The organism is Paraburkholderia phenoliruptrix (assembly GCF_902859825.1).
Classification (GTDB): Bacteria; Pseudomonadota; Gammaproteobacteria; order Burkholderiales; family Burkholderiaceae; genus Paraburkholderia; species Paraburkholderia phenoliruptrix.
Map to the genome: position 1 here is coordinate 218,261 of NZ_CADIKB010000005.1, position 18,396 is coordinate 236,656.

The 18,396-nt window shown below is 64.7% G+C and carries 19 protein-coding genes; 9 read left to right on the forward strand and 10 right to left on the reverse strand.

Going from position 1 to position 18,396, the window contains the following annotated elements; translation table 11 throughout:
- Window positions 1–22 precede the first annotated feature (22 nt).
- Complete coding sequence (locus HV711_RS08635; RefSeq protein ID WP_013588526.1) at window positions 23–235, reverse strand: DUF3820 family protein; 213 nt, start codon at window positions 233–235, stop codon at window positions 23–25.
- 138 nt (window positions 236–373) lie between these two features.
- Between HV711_RS08635 and HV711_RS08640 the strand changes: the two genes are divergently transcribed.
- Together HV711_RS08640 and HV711_RS08645 are read left to right on the forward strand one after the other, a co-directional pair.
- Window positions 374–1,426 (forward strand): NADP(H)-dependent aldo-keto reductase, encoded by a 1,053-nt coding sequence (locus tag HV711_RS08640; RefSeq protein ID WP_028363254.1) that lies wholly within the window; start codon window positions 374–376, stop codon window positions 1,424–1,426.
- Window positions 1,427–1,638: 212 nt separating this feature from the next.
- Window positions 1,639–2,061 (forward strand): hypothetical protein, encoded by a 423-nt coding sequence (locus HV711_RS08645; protein ID WP_013588524.1) that lies wholly within the window; start codon window positions 1,639–1,641, stop codon window positions 2,059–2,061.
- Window positions 2,062–2,133: 72 nt separating this feature from the next.
- Here HV711_RS08645 and HV711_RS08650 read toward each other — a convergent pair whose 3' ends face one another.
- Window positions 2,134–2,961, reverse strand: a complete 828-nt coding sequence (locus tag HV711_RS08650; protein WP_035482423.1) for an ABC transporter permease — start codon at window positions 2,959–2,961, stop codon at window positions 2,134–2,136.
- A 78-nt stretch (window positions 2,962–3,039) separates the two neighbouring features.
- The gene (gene nodI, locus HV711_RS08655; protein ID WP_028363252.1) at window positions 3,040–3,954 is read right to left on the reverse strand and encodes a nodulation factor ABC transporter ATP-binding protein NodI; all 915 of its coding nucleotides are present in this window, start codon (window positions 3,952–3,954) and stop codon (window positions 3,040–3,042) included.
- A gap of 275 nt (window positions 3,955–4,229) precedes the next feature.
- Between nodI and HV711_RS08660 the strand changes: the two genes are divergently transcribed.
- Window positions 4,230–4,694, forward strand: coding sequence for a universal stress protein (locus HV711_RS08660; RefSeq protein ID WP_006048805.1), 465 nt, complete (start codon window positions 4,230–4,232; stop codon window positions 4,692–4,694).
- Between the two features lie 58 nt (window positions 4,695–4,752).
- Here HV711_RS08660 and HV711_RS08665 read toward each other — a convergent pair whose 3' ends face one another.
- The 3 genes from HV711_RS08665 to lexA form a co-directional block, all read right to left on the reverse strand.
- A complete protein-coding gene (locus HV711_RS08665; RefSeq protein WP_244142637.1) occupies window positions 4,753–5,460 on the reverse strand; it encodes a DUF2939 domain-containing protein in 708 nt (235 codons plus the stop codon).
- Window positions 5,461–5,518: 58 nt separating this feature from the next.
- Window positions 5,519–5,875: a hypothetical protein gene (locus HV711_RS08670; protein ID WP_013588519.1), complete on the reverse strand. Its 357-nt coding sequence runs from the start codon at window positions 5,873–5,875 to the stop codon at window positions 5,519–5,521.
- Window positions 5,876–6,026: 151 nt separating this feature from the next.
- Window positions 6,027–6,689, reverse strand: coding sequence for a transcriptional repressor LexA (gene lexA / locus HV711_RS08675; RefSeq protein ID WP_013588518.1), 663 nt, complete (start codon window positions 6,687–6,689; stop codon window positions 6,027–6,029).
- 311 nt (window positions 6,690–7,000) lie between these two features.
- Between lexA and HV711_RS08680 the strand changes: the two genes are divergently transcribed.
- The 6 genes from HV711_RS08680 to HV711_RS08705 all read left to right on the forward strand — a co-directional run bounded on the left by HV711_RS08680 (window position 7,001) and on the right by HV711_RS08705 (window position 13,301).
- Window positions 7,001–8,041 carry a sulfate ABC transporter substrate-binding protein gene (locus tag HV711_RS08680; protein ID WP_035482426.1) on the forward strand — a complete coding sequence of 347 codons (1,041 nt, stop codon included), beginning with the start codon at window positions 7,001–7,003 and terminating at the stop codon, window positions 8,039–8,041.
- Window positions 8,042–8,192: 151 nt separating this feature from the next.
- Entirely contained in the window at window positions 8,193–9,098 is a 906-nt protein-coding gene (gene cysT / locus HV711_RS08685; protein WP_015002716.1) for a sulfate ABC transporter permease subunit CysT, read from the forward strand.
- Entirely contained in the window at window positions 9,095–10,117 is a 1,023-nt protein-coding gene (cysW, locus tag HV711_RS08690) for a sulfate ABC transporter permease subunit CysW (RefSeq protein WP_035482428.1), read from the forward strand. The genes cysT and cysW overlap by 4 nt, the downstream gene beginning before the upstream one ends.
- The gene (locus HV711_RS08695; protein WP_035482431.1) at window positions 10,117–11,175 is read left to right on the forward strand and encodes a sulfate/molybdate ABC transporter ATP-binding protein; all 1,059 of its coding nucleotides are present in this window, start codon (window positions 10,117–10,119) and stop codon (window positions 11,173–11,175) included. Before cysW ends, HV711_RS08695 begins: the two co-directional genes overlap by 1 nt.
- 83 nt (window positions 11,176–11,258) lie before the next feature.
- Window positions 11,259–12,185 carry a CysB family HTH-type transcriptional regulator gene (locus HV711_RS08700; protein WP_028363247.1) on the forward strand — a complete coding sequence of 309 codons (927 nt, stop codon included), beginning with the start codon at window positions 11,259–11,261 and terminating at the stop codon, window positions 12,183–12,185.
- An 84-nt stretch (window positions 12,186–12,269) separates the two neighbouring features.
- Window positions 12,270–13,301, forward strand: a complete 1,032-nt coding sequence (locus HV711_RS08705) for an asparaginase (RefSeq protein ID WP_035482432.1) — start codon at window positions 12,270–12,272, stop codon at window positions 13,299–13,301.
- Window positions 13,302–13,437: 136 nt separating this feature from the next.
- Here the strand turns inward: HV711_RS08705 and lysM are convergent, their stop codons facing one another.
- The 4 genes from lysM to gcl all read right to left on the reverse strand — a co-directional run bounded on the left by lysM (window position 13,438) and on the right by gcl (window position 18,238).
- Window positions 13,438–13,935 (reverse strand): peptidoglycan-binding protein LysM, encoded by a 498-nt coding sequence (gene lysM / locus HV711_RS08710; protein ID WP_013588511.1) that lies wholly within the window; start codon window positions 13,933–13,935, stop codon window positions 13,438–13,440.
- A 606-nt stretch (window positions 13,936–14,541) separates the two neighbouring features.
- Entirely contained in the window at window positions 14,542–15,450 is a 909-nt protein-coding gene (locus HV711_RS08715) for a 2-hydroxy-3-oxopropionate reductase (protein WP_013588510.1), read from the reverse strand.
- A gap of 96 nt (window positions 15,451–15,546) precedes the next feature.
- Window positions 15,547–16,356 (reverse strand): hydroxypyruvate isomerase, encoded by an 810-nt coding sequence (gene hyi / locus HV711_RS08720; RefSeq protein WP_035482434.1) that lies wholly within the window; start codon window positions 16,354–16,356, stop codon window positions 15,547–15,549.
- A gap of 106 nt (window positions 16,357–16,462) precedes the next feature.
- Complete coding sequence (gene gcl / locus HV711_RS08725) at window positions 16,463–18,238, reverse strand: glyoxylate carboligase (RefSeq protein WP_035482436.1); 1,776 nt, start codon at window positions 18,236–18,238, stop codon at window positions 16,463–16,465.
- Window positions 18,239–18,396 lie beyond the last annotated feature (158 nt).

Here is an 18,396-nt window from a genome sequence, read left to right on the forward strand (position 1 = left end):
CATCGAGACGATTTGAAGTCCTTCAGCGTTTGCGCAACGGCTCGATCAGCGACGACAACCCGTTGTGATCGATCTCATGCATCAACGCGAGCAGCCGCCCGATCTCGCCGGGCGGAAAGCCCTGACTCGCGAACCAGTTCAGATAGTGCCCGGGCAGGTCGGCGATCAAACGACCCTTGTACTTGCCGTACGGCATGGTGCGCGTGACCAGCAGTTCTAGGTGTTCGGGATTCATCGTGGTTCGATCGAGGCAAGGAGGGTTGGGCGCAGCGTCTTCCGACGCCGGCCGGCACGGCATTCTAGCCGCTGCAGGCATCGCGCCGGCGTGGTAACGTCAGCGGTTTATGTTTATACAACGGATAGGACAGCTTCCATGGAATACCGCAGACTCGGCGATTCGGATGTGCAGGTCAGCCTGATCGGGCTCGGCACCATGACGTGGGGCGAGCAGAACAGCGAACAGGACGCGCACGTGCAGATCGACTACGCGCTCGATCACGGCATCAACCTGATCGATACCGCGGAGATGTATCCGGTGCCGCCGCGCGCGCAAACGCAGGGTTCGACCGAGCGCTTTATCGGCACATGGCTTGCGCAGCACCGCGGCGCCCGAGACAAGATCGTGCTCGCCACCAAGATCGCCGGCCCGGCGCGTCAGCCGCATAATCCGCGACATATTCGCGGCGAAACCAACCAGTTCGACCGCAAGAATCTGACCGAGGCGCTCAACGATAGCTTGAAGCGTCTGCAAACGGACTACGTCGACCTGTACCAGCTGCATTGGCCGGACCGCAGCACGATGACGTTCGGCCGCCCGGCGTATCCGTGGGTCGACGACGAATACACCGTGCCGATCGAGGAAACGCTCTCCGTGCTCGCCGATTTCGTCAAGGCCGGCAAGGTGCGCCATGTAGGTGTCTCGAACGAAACGCCGTGGGGCGTCGCGCAGTTCCTGCGCGCGTCGGAGAAGCTCAGCTTGCCGCGCATCGTCAGTATCCAGAATCCGTACAGTCTGCTCAATCGCACCTACGAAGCCGGGCTCTCGGAATACGCGCATCGCGACAACATCGGCCTGCTCGCGTATTCGCCGCTCGCATTCGGCTGGCTGTCCGGCAAGTATGAAGGCGGCGCGCGTCCGGCCGGCGCGCGCATTTCGCTGTTCGAGCGCTTCCAGCGCTACAGCAAGCCGCAAGCGATTCAGGCCACCTCGCGGTATGTGGAACTGGCGAGGCGCCACGGCCTCTCGCCGGCCCAGTTCGCGCTTGCGTTCGTCAACAGCCGGCCGTTCGTGACCAGCAATCTGATCGGCGCCACGTCGCTCGATCAATTGAAGGAGAACATTGCGAGCGTCGACGTCAAGCTCTCGCAACAGGTGCTGGATGAAATCGACGCGCTGCATCAGTTGCAGCCGAATCCCGCGCCTTGAGTCCGCAGGCACTTGCAACGAAAGGCAAATGTCCCTGCCTGACGGCCAATCACGACCTAAACTGTGGTGAGCGGGACGGGCTTCTGTGCCTTCGCGTGCCTGTCGTGGCTTGAGCGGCGCGCGCGAATGGTACGATGCAGCCCAAAAACGGCAGCGGCGGCGGGGCTCATGCCGCGCTGCACACAACACAGCGATAGGACTCAGGACATCGAATGGCGCAACAAAAAACAAACCCAAAGCTCGAGCAGGCGCTGACGCGCGGGGACCTTGCGATCCGTCAGGCCAATTCGGCGCGGGCGACCGCGTTGCTGCGCGCGCTGGCCAAAATGATCGTGGACGCATCCGCGACCATCGGCGTGGAGGCATTCACGCTGATTCCTGACGGCGACAAGATTTACGATCCCGCCGACGGTCTGTGGCCGCAGGAGCTGCAAATTTCGCTCGACGGCCCCGTGGAAGAAGCCGACCCCGACGAAATCCGCACCGTGCGCCTGATCGCCGACGATCCGGGCACCGTGTTCCGCGTGGAATGGCAGCGCGCCGACGGCAAGATCGGGCGCCACGAAGGCGGTCCGTTCGCGACGGTCGCGTTTATCTCGGACGTCGACATTCCCTGGACCGACGACGAGGACTGAGCCTCCGCCGTCCTACCAGTTCACTCGCGGGCGCTGGCCGCATCATCCGGCCGACGCCCGCGCAAGTCTCCGCTACTTCATCATCCTGCGCCGGAACAGCACGGCCGACACCAGAAACCCGCCCACTGCATAAACGGCCAGCACGGCCACGTGCCACAGGACGTTCTCCAGCGGCCGTGCCAGCATCGCCGGCCGGATGAGGTCGACGGCGTGCGCCAGAGGCAGAATGTCGGCGGCACCGCGCGCGGCGGCGGGCAATTGCGAGATCGGAAAAAACACGCCGGAAAGCAGCAGCATCGGCGTCAACACCAGCGTCTGATAAAACATGAAAAAGTCGTACGACGGCGCGAGCGCGGTGACGACCATGGCCGCACTGGCAAACGCAAGACCCGTCAGCACGATGACGGGCAGCGCGAGCAGCATCGACGGAAAGCTGGCGTAGCCGAGCGCGCCCGCCACCAGCATGATCGCCGCGCCCGACAGCACCGACTTGCTGGCCGCCCAGATCACCTCGCCGAGCACGATGTCGCCGAGCGTCAACGGTGTGTGCATGATGGCATCCCAGGTGCGCTGCACGTGCATGCGCGAGAAACCCGAATACATCGACTCGAAACTCGCGGACATCATTACGCTCGACGCCACCGTGCCCGCCGCGAGGAACGCAATGTACGACACGCCGTCGACGCGCCCGACCATCAATCCCAGGCCGAAGCCCAAGCCGAACAGATAGATCATCGGATCGGCGAGATTGCCGAACATCGAGGCGAGCGCGAGCTTTTTCCAGACGAGATAGTTGCGGCGCCACACCGCGATCCAGTTGACCGCGTTGGCGGGCAAGGCGGCGAGCGGCGCGTGCCTGCCCGGCGTGGCTTCGTTGCTTCGGTAAGTGCGTGCATCCATGGCGGGTCTCGTGCGGTGTCGGGTGCGCTGCTTTTCGTGCTCTGCTTTGTGCTCTGCTTTGTGCTCTGCCGACGCGAGTCAGTCCTGCATCTCGCGACCCGTCAGTCGCAGAAAAACGTCCTCAAGGTTCGCCGGGCGGTGCAGATAGCGCAGGTCCGAGCGCTGCTTGAGCCGCGCGTGCACCGGCTCGGCGTCGTTCACATAGCAGAAGAGCGTCTCGCCGCTGATCTCGGTGCGTTGCGCGAGCGGCGCGAGTTCGTCGCGCAACGCGAACGGATCGGGGCCAAAAATCTCGATAACGTCACAGCCGATTTCCGATTCGATCAGCGCTCGCGGCGCGCCTTCGGCGATCTTGCGTCCTTCCTCGATCACGCACAGCCGGTCGCATAACCGCTCGGCTTCCTCCATGAAATGGGTGGTCAGCAGAATCGTCTTGCCCCGTGCGAGCAGCGAACGCAACCGCTCCCAGATCAGGTGCCGCGCCTGCGGGTCGAGCCCGGTCGTCGGTTCGTCCATGATCAGCACGTCCGGATCGTTGACGAGCGCGCGCGCGAGCGTGAGGCGCCGCTTCATGCCGCCGGACAGTTCGCTCACGCGCGCGTCGGCCTTGCTTTCGAGGCGTGCGAATTCGAGCAGCGAGGGCACCATCGCGCGGCATTGGGCGCCGCTTAAGCCGAAATATCGGCCGAACACCAGCAGGTTCTCGCGGACGGTGAAGTCCGGGTCGAGGTTGTCGAACTGCGGCACCACGCCGACGCGGGCCCGCGCGACGCGCGCGCGGCCCGGTATCGGCTCGCCGCAGAGATGGATCGTGCCGGCGTCCGGCGCGGCGATGCCGAGCAGCATGCGCAACGTGGTGGTCTTGCCGGCGCCGTTCGGCCCGAGCAGGCCGAAACATTCGCCAGTGTCGACATGAAACGACAGTCCGTCGACAACCTTCTTTTCGCCGTAGCTTTTCTCGACCTGGTGGAATTCGATGGCGGTGTCGGGCATGGAAGAGATCGAGGCTCCGGGAAAAGGCGGGAATGAGCGGCAAGGCTGCTCATTCTAGGCCATCGGCCGCGAACGGTTGGCCCCTGTGCCGCGCCGGCATCGCCGCCTTTTGCACTGCGGCATCCGCACCAGGGATGCTGTCGTGGTGGCGCAAGCCTCGTCTGCGCAAGGCAGGGGCAGGTGTAAATCGCAGTTAGCGTTTTCCATCCCTTGCAAGCGGAATTGCGGCGCACCATGATTGATTCAGACCGCGCTTTTGCGGAAAGGGGAAAACGATGGCGAGCTACCAGAAAATCCTGCTGTGCTACGACGGCTCGCGCGAAGGCCGCAAAGCGCTACGCTGCGGTGCCGATCTGGCGCTGGATCTCAAGGCGGAAACGCACCTGCTCTCGGTGGTGGATATGCGTTCCAGCATTGCGCAAAGCGCGGGCCTGCTGACGGACGTCGCGTGCGGCAGCTTTGAAAAGACCGCGCGTGACATTCTGCAAGAAGGCGTCGATTGGCTGACGGAGCGCGGTGTGCGGGCGCAAGGCCACTTTGCGTTCGGCCATCCAATCGACGAGATTGCCAATCTGGCCAATGAACTGCACGTGGACCTCGTGGTGGTGGGCCATCGTTGCCGCACCGGCCTGTCGCGATGGTGGATGGGCGCGGGCAACACGCCGCTGCTCGACCGTGTGTCGTGCAGCATCCTGGTCGCGTGTTCGTCCGCGCAGGAGCAGCAACAGGAAGCGGCCTGAGCGGTTTGAGCGGCCGACGAGCCCGGCGAAGCAGACTGCGCCGCCCCCGCGCGGCAGCTCACTCGTTGAGATTGACCGCGGCCAGTTTCCACGTAAAGAGCCCTTGGCGCCGGAAGATCGCGGAATAGCGCGCGTCGCCGGCACCGTGCTGGTACGTGACGGCGAACTCGTTGAGCCCGCGATAGCCGGCGGTGGTTTGCGGCGGCTGCGGTGGCGTGGGGCTGTGGCCCGCGTCGCCGCCGGCGGGGTTGGCGCCGTTGCCGGCGCTTTGATTCGCCGGCTGAGCGGCGCCTCGCGATGCAGGCGCCGGTCCGTTTGCCGCAGCCGGATTGTCGGTAGCCGGCTGCGCGGGCGGTCGCTCGCCGGGTTCGCCGCGCGGCGGCATACCGTTGAGCAAGGCGGCTACGCCGTCGGGCGTCGCATAGGCGTCGACCAGCGGACCGATCAATGCCACGCCGATCATCGCCCCGATCGCGGCTAACGGATTGCCGTTGCCGTGTGCGTCGAGCCGCCGCGTCAGCAAGCCGGTGACCTGCTGCTTCAGACTTTCGCGCAACGCAGGGAAATCGACGTACTGATTGACGGTTTGCGCGTCTCGCGCATCGGCGGCGCGTTTCAGGTTATTGAGCGCGATATACGGCGATGCATAGGCGAAACCCAAGCCCGCGATGAGCGCAATCACGATCAGCGTGACGACAAGTGGACGGGCGCTGCGATTCTTGGGTGTTGAAACGGCTATCGGTCGCAATTCTCCAATCAGCTCCATCAGCTCCATCAGGTGTGACGCAATGTTTGCACCCGACGGCGCACCTACCTCACGCCGATCAGGACTCGAACACTGCGCCCTGAACGTTGGTTTCTTCGGCGATGCACCGGTCGATCATGCGGCAGACCGCGTCCACCGTGCCGACCATGATGAGCCGCGACGGCCCGTGATAGACCCGCACCGGCGCGCGGCGCGCCGGCTCCGCCGTATTGAGTCCCGAATTCAGCGATACCCGGGCGAAGGCCGGCAATGACGACGGCAGCGCGGCATGCCCGCCGGAGCCGTTTATCGGCGAGTCGAACAGCGACGCGGTGGCGGCCGTGGATGCTTCGATCAATGAGCAAGGCACCAGCTTGCGCAGGTGGCGCAGACGGCCGAACTGGCGAAACGGCAACAGGCGGGCAAGGCGTTCCATGAGGCTCTCCGGGCGATTCAACATAGTGGCTGCCTGTTAGCGGCAGCCCGGCGACAGCTTGGTCGGTGGCAGGCAAGGGTGAAAGGCAAGCGCGGAAGACGAGGGTAGACGTGCGGCGTTGCCGAAAACCACTCGCCCGCGCTAGCGCCAATCAAAACTCGCCGGGGCGGATCAGCCCGACGGCGATGCCTTCCAGCGCGAAGTCGGCACTGCCTGTCTCAACAAAGATGTTCTCGTAATCGGGGTTCTCGGCAATCAGCTCGATGCCGTTGGGCCGGCGCTTCAGACGCTTGACCGTAACGTCGTCGCCGAGCCGGGCAATGATGATCTGGCCGTCTTTCGCCTCGCTGCGCTTTTGCACGGCGAGCAGGTCGCCGTCGAAAATGCCCGCGTCGCGCATGGAAAGGCCGCGCACCTTGAGCAGATAGTCGGGCTTGCTCGAGAAGAGCGCCGGGTCGCACGCGTAGTGCTGCGCGATATGTTCCTGCGCGAGGATCGGACTGCCGGCCGCGACCCGGCCGACAAGCGGCAGAGACAGCTGCATGATGCTCGGATGCGGTAGCGTGAACTGATGCTGCGTGCCGTCTTGCCCGAATTCCTGGGGCGGCAGCAGACGAATGCCGCGCGACGCGCCCGCCGCGAGTTCGATCACGCCCTTGCGGGCGAGCGCCCGCAAATGCTCTTCGGCCGAGTTAGCCGAGCTGAAGCCGAGTTCCGCGGCGATCTCCGCGCGGGTGGGCGGAAAACCGGTGCGCTCGATGGCGCGGCGGATCAGATCGAAAACCTGCTGCTGTCGTGCGGTAAGTTTGGTCATGGCGCCACTGTATGTATGAACAGGTGGCTGTATTTTTATACAGTATCCGGCGCAATTCAAGCTTTACTTTAAGTTCGTCGCAAACGGTCACGTGATGGCGCCGCTGAACGGCGCTTGAACACCCGTTTTCATGCCGCAACGCCTTATCCGGCTGTCATTACCACTTTTGCGTATTAAAAAATGAGCAAACATTATTTTTAATGATGAAAGCCCTTCGATAGACTGGCCTCCAAGTCGCTCATGTGCACGTGATCCGACGCAGAACAACATCGCTCGCTGCAACTGGCGAACCAACACGCGGAGAACCTGGCATGAACCATCGGAACACGGGGCGGGCCCATCAGACCCGAACATTCATCGCAGCGCTGGCTTTCGGTGCGGCGGCGGCGCTCGGCGCGATCTCTCACGCGCAGGCGGCCGACGCGACGCTGCTCAACGTCTCCTACGACCCGACCCGCGAGCTCTACCAGGACGTGAACCAGGCGTTCGGCAAGGAATGGAAGGCGAAGACCGGCGAGACCGTCACGTTCAAGCAGTCGCACGGCGGCTCGGGCGCCCAGGCGCGCTCGGTGCTCGACGGCCTGCAGGCCGATGTCGTGACCCTCGCGCTCGCCTACGACATCGACGCCATTGCGAACAAAGGCTTGATCGACAAGAACTGGCAGAAGCGGCTCCCTGACAACGCGTCGCCCTATACGTCGACGATCGTGTTTCTGGTGCGCAAGGGCAACCCCAAGCACATCAAGGACTGGGACGACCTGACGAAGCCGGGCGTGTCGATCGTGACGCCGAATCCGAAGACGTCGGGCGGCGCGCGCTGGAATTACCTGGCGGCCTGGGCGTATGCCGCGCATCAGCCGGGCGGCAACGATCAGAAGGCGAAGGAATTCGTCGCGAAGCTCTACAAGAACGCGGGCGTGCTCGATTCCGGCGCGCGCGGCGCGACCACGAGCTTCGTGCAGCGCGGCATCGGCGACGTGCTGATCGCGTGGGAAAACGAGGCGTTCCTGTCGGTCAAGGAGTTCGGCACGGACAAGTTCGAGATCGTCGTGCCGTCGGTCAGCATTCTGGCCGAGCCGCCGGTCGCGGTGGTGGACAAGGTGGTCGACAAACATGGCACGCGCAAGCTCGCCGAGGCGTATCTGAACTTCCTGTACAGCCAGGAAGGCCAGGAAATGGCCGCGAAGAACTTCTACCGTCCGCGTTCGAACAAGGTGCCGGCCGAGCTGACCGCGAAGTTTCCGAAGCTGAAGCTGTACACCGTCGACGATACGTTCGGCGGCTGGAGCAACGCGCAGAAGACGCATTTCGCCGACGGCGGCGTGTTCGATTCGATCTACCAGCCGCAGTAACCCAGGCCCGCCCGCGCCGCAGCCGGCGCGGGCGGGCCAACACGACGCGCCGCGCCGCTGCGCGTCACCCCGGAGCGCGCCGCTGGCGCGCTTCTGGCCGACCGGATCGAGGCGGCCTGCAACACGAGCATCAACTGAACGAGTAACGAGCATGACGACGTTGACTTTCCGCAAGCCGAGCGCGCTGCCCGGTTTCGGCCTGACCCTCGGCATCACGGTGGCGTATCTGAGCCTCGTCGTGCTGATCCCGCTTGCCGCGACTTTTCTGAAGACGGCGACGCTCGACTGGAGCCAGTTCGTGCGCGCGGTCAGCTCGCCGCGCGTGCTCGCCTCGTACCGGCTCACATTCTTCTCGGCGCTGGGCGGCGCGCTGATCAACGCGGTGTTCGGCTTTCTCGTTGCCTGGGTGCTCGTGCGCTACCGGTTTCCGTTCAAGCGCATCGTCGACGCCGTGGTCGACCTGCCGTTCGCGCTGCCCACCTCGGTGGCGGGCATCTCGCTCGCGGCCGTGTATGCGGGCAACGGCTGGATCGGCCAGTTTCTCGAACCGCTCGGGCTCAAGGTGGCCTTTACGCCGGTGGGCGTGCTGGTCGCGCTGACCTTCATCGGTTTGCCGTTCGTCGTGCGCACCGTGCAGCCGGTGCTGGAGGAGTTCGAGCGCGAACAGGAGGAGGCCGCCGCGTGCCTCGGCGCGTCGCGCTGGCTGACGTTTCGCCGCGTCGTGCTGCCGGCGGTATTCCCGGCATTGCTCACCGGTTTCGCACTGGCCTTTGCGCGCGCGCTCGGCGAATACGGCTCGGTCATTTTCATCGCCGGCAATGTGCCGATGAAGTCGGAGATCACATCCCTCCTCATCATCACGAAGCTGGAGCAGTACGACTACGCGGGGGCGACGGCGCTCGCCGTGGTGATGCTCGTGGTGTCGTTCCTGATGCTGCTTTTCATCAACACGCTGCAGTGGTATTTGCAGCGCCGCACGAGCCGCGGCAGCGCAGGCCCGGCGCCCGCCGCGGCGAGCGTGACGAGTGTCGCAAGCATTGGCGGAGGTGTGCAATGAATCGCCATTCCGTCGATAGCATCGGGAACGCAGGCGCTGCGAGTTCGCCCGCCGCGGCCCCGCGCGCGCCGCTCAATGCCGCTCGCCGCCCGGATCCGGTCAGCGAGCCGCCCGCGGTGCGCTGGATCCTGACCGGCGTCGCGCTGCTGTTTCTCGCGCTGTTTCTGGTGGTGCCGCTCGTCGCCGTGTTTTATCAGGCGCTCAGCAAGGGGCTCGGTTTCTACCTGGAGTCGCTCGCGGACCCGGACGCGCTCGCCGCCATCAAGCTCACGGCGACCACGGCGGCGATCGCGGTGCCGCTCAACCTCGGTTTCGGGCTCGCGGCTTCGTGGTGCATCGCCAAGTTCGAGTTTCGCGGCAAGGCTTTGCTGACCACGCTGATCGACCTGCCGTTTTCGGTGTCGCCGGTGATCTCGGGCCTCATCTACGTGTTGATGTTCGGCGCGCAAGGCTGGTTCGGGCCGTGGCTGCAGGCGCATAACGTGCAGATCATTTTTGCGGTGCCGGGCATCGTGCTCGCCACCATCTTCGTGACGTTTCCGTTCGTCGCGCGGGAGCTGATTCCGTTGATGCAGGCGCAAGGCAACGACGAAGAAGAGGCCGCGCACGTGCTCGGCGCGTCCGGCTGGCAGATTTTTCGCCGCGTCACGCTGCCCAACGTCAAATGGGGGCTGCTGTACGGCGTGATTCTGTGCAACGCACGGGCGATGGGCGAGTTCGGCGCGGTGTCCGTGGTGTCGGGCCATATTCGCGGGCAGACCGACACCATGCCGCTGCACGTCGAGATTCTCTATAACGAATACAACTTCTCGGCGGCATTCGCCGTGGCCTCGGTGCTGGCCTTGCTGGCACTCGTGACGCTCGCGCTCAAGCTGCTCGCCGAGCGCCACCTGTCGGCGGAACTGTCGGACGCGCACGCCGTGCCCGCGCACGCCGGTCCGGCAGCGCTGCCCACCGCGGCACTGCCGCTTAACACACCGGTCTCGCAGCAACACCCGCTCAAGCAAGGAGAGCTGTAATGGGTATCACCGTACGTAACCTGCAAAAGCGCTTCGGCGATTTCGTCGCGCTCGACAACGTCTCGCTCGATTTTCCGCCGGGCGAACTGGTTGCGCTGCTCGGGCCCTCGGGTTGTGGCAAGACCACTTTGCTGCGCGTGATCGCAGGCCTCGAATACGCGGACGGCGGCCAGGTCGTGCTGCAAGGCCAGGACGTGGCGACGGTGGGCGCGCGCGAGCGCGAAGTTGGCTTCGTGTTCCAGCACTACGCGCTGTTCCGCCATATGACGGTGTTCGAGAACGTGGCGTTCGGGCTGCGCGTGAAGCCGCGAAAGGAGCGGCCCTCGGAAGCCGTGATCCGCGAGAAAGTGCACGAGTTGCTGAAGCTCGTGCAACTCGACTGGCTCGCGCAACGCTATCCGTCTGAATTGTCGGGCGGCCAGCGCCAGCGTATCGCGCTCGCACGCGCGCTCGCCGTCGAGCCGAAAGTGCTGCTGCTCGACGAACCGTTCGGCGCGCTCGACGCCAAGGTGCGCAAGGAGCTGCGCAGCTGGCTGCGGCGCCTGCACGACGACCTGCATATCTCGACGATCTTCGTCACGCACGACCAGGAAGAGGCGCTCGAGGTCGCGGATCGCATCGTCGTGCTCAACCGCGGACACGTGGAGCAGGTCGGCAGTCCGCAGGACGTGTACGACCATCCGCAAACGTCGTTCGTGTATGAGTTTCTCGGCGCGGCGAACCGTCTGCACGGCAAGGTGGACGCTAGCGGTTTCGTGGTGGACGGCGCGGCGTTGCCGGTGGCGATCAGCAGCGATTTCAGCGGCCCCGCTTTCGCCTATGTGCGGCCGCACGACCTGCAGCTGTATCCGCAGTCGGCGGGACGCCGCGAGGGTATCGTCGTCGATGTGCGGCGTGTCGTCACGCTCGGCGGCTCGGTGCGCGTCGAACTGGCGGGCCGCGAGGGCAATCTGCTCGAAGCCGAACTCGATCGCGAAGCATGGCGCGAGCTGCAGCTTGCAGTCGGCGACGGCGCGACTGCCGTGCCGCGCGCGCTGCGCGTGTTTCCGGCGCAGTGACCGCGCAAGCGGCAGACGCGCGCGCTTCGATCCCACGCGACCTATTCCAATAATTCAACTTTCGCTGAACCGGACACTTCAAGATGAATTTCCAGCAATTGCGCTTTGTGCGCGAGGCCGTGCGTCAGAACATGAACCTGACCGAAGTGGCGAACGTGCTGTACACATCGCAGTCGGGCGTGTCGAAACAGATCAAGGACCTCGAAGACGAACTCGGCGTCGACATCTTCATTCGACGCGGCAAGCGGCTCACGGGCCTCACGGAGCCGGGCAAGGCGGTGCATCAGCTGATCGAGCGGATGCTGCTCGATGCTGAGAATCTGCGCCGCGTCGCGCGTCAGTTCGCGGATCAGGACAGCGGCCACCTGGTGGTCGCGACGACGCACACGCAGGCCCGCTATGCGCTGCCCAAGGTGATCCGCCAGTTCACCGAAGTGTTCCCGAAGGTGCACCTCGCGCTGCGCCAGGGCAGCCCGCAGCAGATCGCGCAGATGATCATCAACGGCGAGGCGGATATCGGCATTTCCACCGAAGCGCTCGACCGCTTCCCGGACATCGTCACCTTCCCGTGCTATTCGTGGCATCACGTCGTGGTGGTGCCGAAGAATCATCCGCTCGTCGGCCGGCCGAATCTGACGCTCGACGAAATCGCCGAATTCCCGATTGTCACGTATGACCAGGACTTCACGGGCCGCTCGCACATCGACCAGGCCTTCGCGAAAGCCGGCGCCTTGCCCGACGTGGTGCTGACCGCGATCGACGCCGACGTGATCAAAACCTACGTCGAGCTCGGCATGGGCATCGGCGTGGTGGCGGCGATGGCCTACGACCCCAAGCGCGACAGCGAACTCGTCGCGCTCGACACGCAGCATCTGTTCGAGGCGAGCACCACGCGGGTCGGCTTGCGCAAAGGCGCGTTTCTGCGCGCGTATGCGTACCGTCTGATCGAGATGTTCGCGCCGCAATTGACCGAGGCGGAAATCGCCGCGCAGCTGCGCGAAGCCGTGTAAGGGCTTGACGGTCGGAACAGACGAGGGTTTGTGGGGAGCGCCAGGGCGCGCGACGGCGGGGCGTCATCGCTTACAATCGCCGCCATGAACACACAGACTTCCTTTTCCTCCTCCCGCGCGGCGGCGCCGCTGCCGCGCATCGCCGTGCTCGCGACCGGCGGCACGATTGCCGGCGCGGCTGCCGATGCCACCAACACCGCCGGCTATCAGGCCGGCGTGGTCGGCGTCGAACAATTGCTGTCGGTCGTGCCGGCCTTGTCCACGGTGGCGCACGTCGTGCCCGAGCAGACTGCGAGTATCGACAGCAAAGACATGTCGATGCCGCTGTGGACCACGCTCGCGCGACGCGTCAACGCGCTCGTTGCCGCCGACGACATCGACGGCGTCGTCATCACGCACGGCACGGACACGCTCGAAGAAACCGCCTATCTGCTGCATCTGACCGTCAAGTCGGACAAACCGATCGTGCTGACGGCCGCCATGCGCCCGGCGTCGGCGTTGTCGGCGGACGGTCCGCTGAATCTGCTGAACGCGGTCACGGTGGCGGCAAATGCGGCGGCGCGCGGGCAGGGCGTGCTGGTCGCGTTCAACAACAAGATTCACAGCGCGCGCGATGTCGTCAAGACGAGCACGTACGCCGTCGATGCGTTCCAGTCGCCGGAAATCGGCGCGCTTGGCTGGGTGCAGGACGGGCGGGTGGAGTTCCAGCGCAGCGTCGTGCGTGCGCACACGCGCGCGACCGAGTTCGTGATCGGCGCGAACTGGCCGCATGTGGAAATCGTGGCGAGCTATGCGGGGGTGTCGCGCATCGCCGTCGATGCGCTCGTGACGGCCGGCGTGCGCGGCATTGTCGTGGCGGGCACGGGCAACGGTTCGATTCACGCGTCGCTCGGGCAGGCATTGGCGGACGCGGCGTCGCAGGGCGTCGCCGTGGTGCGTTCGTCACGCGTGGGTTCAGGGCATGTGATGCGCAACGGCGCGGCCGCCGACGATGCGCTCGGCTTTGTCAGCGCCGGCTCGCTGAACCCGTACAAGGCGCGCGTGCTGCTGATGCTCGCCCTGGCCGCGGGCGCTACAGGGCCGGTCGCGCTGCAAAGGGCGTTCGATATGTATTGACGCTGTGCAGCGTCGACACATGCATTGAATAAAAAACGCGGCGCCCGAGTGAGTGACTCGGGCGCCGCGTTGTCGTTTGGCACCGTCTATGCGTACGCGCGCCGCAAGCGCCCGCAAAAGCAGCGCCTGCAATCGCTCATTGCACCGGCGGAATCACCAGCACCTGGCCCGGATAGATCTTGTCCGGGCTCTTGAGCATCGGCGTGTTGGCCTCAAAAATGACGCCGTTCTTCGCGCCGCTGCCGTAGTACTTCTCGGCGATCTTCCACAGATTGTCGCCCGCCACGACCGTATGAAACTGCGTGGGCGCCGCGGCGGGCGCGGTGACGCTCAGTTGATCGTCGACCTTGTCGACGTTCTGCACATTGCCCGCTGCGACGAGAATCCTGTCCTTGGTCGGCTGATCCGCAGCTTCGCCGGAGACGGTCACGGTGTGGCTCGCGCCGTCGTACGAGACTTGCAGGTTCGTTGCCTCGAGACCCTGGCTGCGGATGTACGTGGCAATCGCATCGCCCGCAGTTTTGTTGAGCGCGGCAAGATCGGGCGCCGCCGGCGCCGCCTCGGCGTTGGCGGGCGTGGACGCCGCGCTGAACAGTTTTTCGCCGGCTTCCTTGATGAAGCTGAGAATACCCATCGATCACACTCCTCGTGTTGGTACGCAAGCATGCTGTGCGTACGGTTAAGCAGTCGTCGTTGCTCGCGCGCAAAAGAAGGGCGCACGCATGCAACGGACTCACGAGTGTAGGAGAAACCAGTCCGGCGAACTGTCAAGAAAGGTTGGGAAACGGGCACGAAGTTGCAAGCAAATGCAAACGGGCGTGCAAACCGGCGGTGTAGGGGGAAGCCACACAGAAAGCCGCTGAGGAGGCTGCCGGGAATGCTGCCGCGCATGAGCGAGCGGCATAAAAAGCGGATGATGAATCCGACAGACGGACACCCGACGACGACGTCTGACCGACCAAGGCTTCCCCGGCGCCGCCGGGTGCCGCTGCGGACCCCACTTTGCCGCTCTCAGCCCAGAGCGGCTCGATTTGCCCGATCCGCCGCGATGCCGCGCGACGAACCGGGCGCCCCACCTGCGATTGCCGTGACGTGCGCGAAGCGGCGTCAGCGGCAATCGGTGAACTGTCAGTGCGACTGCGCACGGGGCGCCTCTCGACGCATCGCGCCGATCCTCACGCCCACCACCGTGCCCCGGCAGGCGCTGCGAATCCGCGAGCCGCGAAGAAGCGCCGCCGCCTCACGCTGCTTTCGCTTCGCTCCCGGGCGCCTGCGCGACTTCGTAGTTCGCCATGATTTCGAGCGCGCGGACCATTGCCGAGTGATCCCATGCCTTGCCGCCGTTCGCCGCGCACACGCTGAACAATTGCTGCGCGCTCGCGGTATGCGGCAGCGCGATGCCGAGCTTGCGGGCGCCGTCGAGTGCGAGGTTCAGATCCTTCTGATGCAACTCGATACGGAAGCCCGGATTGAACGTGCGCTTCGTCATCCGCTCGCCGTGCACTTCCAGAATGCGCGACGACGCGAAGCCGCCCATCAACGCCTTGCGCACACGTTCGGGGTCGGCGCCCGAGCGCGAGGCGAACAGCAGCGCCTCGGCTACCGCCTCGATATTCAGCGCGACGATGATCTGGTTCGCGACCTTGCAGGTCTGACCCGCGCCGTTCTCGCCGATCAGCGAGATGTTCTTGCCCATCAGTTCGAAGAGCGGCTTCGCTTCTGCGAAGGCTTTTTCGGGGCCGCCCACCATGATCGTGAGCGTGGCCTCGCGCGCGCCGACTTCGCCGCCGGACACCGGCGCATCGAGATAGTCGACGCCGAGCGCGTTGATCTTCTTCGCGAACGCCTGCGTGTCGAGCGGCGAGATCGAGCTCATGTCGATCACGAGCTTGCCCGCGCTGAGGCCGGCCGCGACGCCGTCGTCGGCGAACAGAACGTTGGCCACGTCAGGCGTGTCCGGCACCATGATGATGACGATATCGGCGGCTTGCGCGACGGCGGTCGAATCGGCTACCACGTTCGTGCTCTTGCCCAGGTCTTCCGGCACCGGATACGCGCCGTTCACGAACAGTGTGTGGCCGCCCTTGAGGAGGTTGCGCGCCATGTGCGCACCCATGATGCCGAGCCCGATGAAACCGATCTTTGCCATGTGTCTGAATCTCCAGTGTTGTTTGCGGTCCCGCGAGGGACGTGGTTCGCAGGCGCATTGCGCCCGCTTCGAGCGACGTGCTGCCGGGCGCCTCGCTCAGGCCGCCGCGTGCGCGGCGCCGCGCGTTTGCCCGGCCACGCTTTGCACCCACACGAGTCCGGCCGTGGTGGTGGTGCGCGGCTTGTATTCGCAGCCGACCCAGCCGTCGTAACCGATCGAGTCGAGCAGATCGAACAGGAACGGGTAGTTGATTTCACCGGTGCCGGGTTCGTTGCGCCCCGGGTTGTCGGCGAGTTGAATGTGGGCGATCTGCGGCAGATGCTTTTTGATCGTCGCGGCGAGTTCGCCTTCCATCCGTTGCATGTGATAGATGTCGTACTGCAGGAACAGGTTGTCCGAACCCACCGCGCGGATCACGTCGAGGCCCTCGCTCGAACGGTTCAGCGCGAAGCCGGGAATGTCGTAGGCATTGCACGGCTCGACGAGCAGGCGGATGCCGGCCTTCTTCAACTCGGCGGCCGCAAAACGCAGGTTATCGACGATGGTCGAGCGGGCCTCGTCCGCGTCCACGCCGGCAGTCGGAATGCCGACGAGGCAGTTCAGTTGCGGCACCTTCAGCGCGCTCGCATATTCGATCGCACGGCCGACGCCTTCCTGGAACTCGGTGACGCGATCGGGCAGGCACGCAATGCCGCGCTCGCCGGCTTCCCAGTTGCCCGCGGGCAGGTTGTGCAGCACCAGCTTGAGCCGGTTTTGCTGAAGACGCTCGCTCAACTCGGCGACCTTGTACGGATACGGAAACATGAATTCGACGGCATGAAAGCCCGCGTCCGCCGCCGCCGCAAAGCGGTCGAGGAACGGGACTTCGTTAAAGAGCATGGTGAGATTCGCTGCGAATTTCGGCATGGTGCGTAGGTCTCGCTGGTCGGTCAGTGAATTGGCGTGTGCCCGTCACGCGTGCGCCACGCGGCTGCGGGGCGTAGTCGCGTGACCGCGGTCGTCGGGTCAGTCCTCAGTCGGCGATGCTGATCGCGGTCGGCGCGTCCTCGCGCGTCACAGCCAGTTCCTCGAACTCATTGATCGCGTCGATTTCCGTGCCCATCGAAATATTGGTGACGCGCTCCAGAATCACCTCGACGATCACGGGCACGTTGAACTCGGAAAGCATCGACTGCGCTTGTTGCAGCGCCGGCTTGAGCTCCTCCGGCTTGAACACGCGAATCGCCTTGCAGCCGAGACCTTCGGCCACCGCGACGTGGTCCACGCCGTAGCCGTTGGTTTCCGGCGAATTGATGTTCTCGAAGCCGAGCTGCACGCAAAAGTCCATGTCGAAGGCGCGCTGTGCCTGGCGGATCAGGCCGAGATACGAGTTGTTCACGACCACATGCACGTACGGCAGCTTGAATTGCGCGCCGGCCGCGAGTTCCTCGATCATGAACTGGAAGTCGTAGTCGCCCGAGAGTGCGACGATGGGCCGCTGAGGATCAGCCGCGCGCACGCCGAGCGCCGCCGGAATCGTCCAGCCGAGCGGGCCCGCCTGGCCGCAGTTGATCCAGTTGCGCGCCTTGTAGACGTGCAGGAATTGCGCGCCGGCGATCTGCGACAAACCGATGGTGCTCACGTAGCACGTGTCGCGGCCGAAGACCTGATTCATCTCTTCGTATACGCGCTGCGGCTTCATCGGCACGTTGTCGAAGTGCGTCTTGCGATGCAGCGTCTGCTTGCGCTGCTGGCAATCGGCGACCCAGGCGCTGCGGTCCTTCAGCTTGCCGGCGGCTTTCCATTCGCTCGCGACTTCCACGAAGAGTTCGAGCGCGGCCTTCGCGTCCGACACGATGCCGAGGTCCGGGCCGAATACGCGGCCGATCTGCGTGGGCTCGATGTCGACGTGCACGAACTTGCGGCCCTTCGTATAGACGTCGATGCTGCCCGTGTGACGGTTTGCCCAGCGGTTGCCGATGCCGAGCACGAAGTCGGACGCGAGCATCGTCGCGTTGCCGTAGCGGTGCGAGGTTTGCAGACCGACCATGCCGGCCATCAGCGGATGGTCGTCGGGGATCGCGCCCCACGACATGAGCGTCGGGATCACCGGCACGCCGACCGTCTCGGCGAACCTGACGAGCAGGTCCTCGGCGGCGGCATTCAGGACACCGCCGCCGGAGACGATCAGCGGCTTCTCAGATTCATTGAGCAGCGCGATTGCGGCCTCGATCTGCTTGCGGGTTGCCTTCGGCTTGTAGACGGGCAGCGGTTCGTAGGTGTCGATATCGAATTCGATTTCGGCGACCTGCACGTCGATCGGCAGATCGACCAGCACCGGACCCGGGCGGCCCGAGCGCATCAGGTGAAAGGCCTGCTGGAAGACGCGCGGCACGAGCGCAGGCTCGCGCACCGTCACCGCCCACTTGGTGACCGGCTTCGCGATCGACTCGATGTCGACCGCCTGGAAGTCTTCCTTGTAGAGGCGCGCGCGCGGCGCCTGCCCCGTGATAGCGAGAATAGGAATCGAATCGGCCTGGGCGGAGTACAAACCGGTGATCATGTCGGTGCCGGCGGGACCGGACGTCCCGATGCACACGCCGATATTGCCGGGCTGCGCCCGCGTGTAGCCCTCGGCCATATGCGAGGCGCCTTCGACGTGGCGCGCGAGCACGTGGCTGATGTTGCCGGCCTTGCGCATTGCCGAGTAAAACGGGTTGATGGCGGCGCCGGGCACGCCGAACGCGGTGTCGATCCCTTCTTTTTCGAGCACCAGCACGGCGGCGTCGACGGCTCTCATCTTGGGCATGAATGTCTCCTCAATGTCCTGAAATTGGCAAATAAAGGCTGTTGAACGCACTTTAGGCTTGACCTAAAGGTTTGATAAGATCAGTCCGCGTCGCTTATTTCGAAACAAAAAGTATGGAATGCCGGAGCAAAGGGCGGCGCCGGTGGAAACCAGGAGGA

Excerpts from the sequence above, each read along its gene's own strand:
- HV711_RS08700 (WP_028363247.1), top strand. The coding sequence starts at position 11,259 with ATGAATTTCCAGCAATTGCGCTTTGTGCGCGAGGCCGTGCGTCAGAAC.
- cysW (WP_035482428.1), top strand. The coding sequence starts at position 9,095 with ATGAATCGCCATTCCGTCGATAGCATCGGGAACGCAGGCGCTGCGAGT.
- HV711_RS08665 (WP_244142637.1), bottom strand. The coding sequence starts at position 5,460 with ATGGAGCTGATTGGAGAATTGCGACCGATAGCCGTTTCAACACCCAAG.
- nodI (WP_028363252.1), bottom strand. The coding sequence starts at position 3,954 with ATGCCCGACACCGCCATCGAATTCCACCAGGTCGAGAAAAGCTACGGC.
- HV711_RS08705 (WP_035482432.1), top strand. The coding sequence starts at position 12,270 with ATGAACACACAGACTTCCTTTTCCTCCTCCCGCGCGGCGGCGCCGCTG.
- HV711_RS08635 (WP_013588526.1), bottom strand. The coding sequence starts at position 235 with ATGAATCCCGAACACCTAGAACTGCTGGTCACGCGCACCATGCCGTAC.
- lysM (WP_013588511.1), bottom strand. The coding sequence starts at position 13,935 with ATGGGTATTCTCAGCTTCATCAAGGAAGCCGGCGAAAAACTGTTCAGC.
- gcl (WP_035482436.1), bottom strand. The coding sequence starts at position 18,238 with ATGCCCAAGATGAGAGCCGTCGACGCCGCCGTGCTGGTGCTCGAAAAA.
- HV711_RS08715 (WP_013588510.1), bottom strand. The coding sequence starts at position 15,450 with ATGGCAAAGATCGGTTTCATCGGGCTCGGCATCATGGGTGCGCACATG.
- HV711_RS08670 (WP_013588519.1), bottom strand. The coding sequence starts at position 5,875 with ATGGAACGCCTTGCCCGCCTGTTGCCGTTTCGCCAGTTCGGCCGTCTG.
- HV711_RS08680 (WP_035482426.1), top strand. The coding sequence starts at position 7,001 with ATGAACCATCGGAACACGGGGCGGGCCCATCAGACCCGAACATTCATC.
- HV711_RS08640 (WP_028363254.1), top strand. The coding sequence starts at position 374 with ATGGAATACCGCAGACTCGGCGATTCGGATGTGCAGGTCAGCCTGATC.
- HV711_RS08660 (WP_006048805.1), top strand. The coding sequence starts at position 4,230 with ATGGCGAGCTACCAGAAAATCCTGCTGTGCTACGACGGCTCGCGCGAA.
- hyi (WP_035482434.1), bottom strand. The coding sequence starts at position 16,356 with ATGCCGAAATTCGCAGCGAATCTCACCATGCTCTTTAACGAAGTCCCG.
- HV711_RS08645 (WP_013588524.1), top strand. The coding sequence starts at position 1,639 with ATGGCGCAACAAAAAACAAACCCAAAGCTCGAGCAGGCGCTGACGCGC.
- HV711_RS08695 (WP_035482431.1), top strand. The coding sequence starts at position 10,117 with ATGGGTATCACCGTACGTAACCTGCAAAAGCGCTTCGGCGATTTCGTC.
- cysT (WP_015002716.1), top strand. The coding sequence starts at position 8,193 with ATGACGACGTTGACTTTCCGCAAGCCGAGCGCGCTGCCCGGTTTCGGC.
- HV711_RS08650 (WP_035482423.1), bottom strand. The coding sequence starts at position 2,961 with ATGGATGCACGCACTTACCGAAGCAACGAAGCCACGCCGGGCAGGCAC.
- lexA (WP_013588518.1), bottom strand. The coding sequence starts at position 6,689 with ATGACCAAACTTACCGCACGACAGCAGCAGGTTTTCGATCTGATCCGC.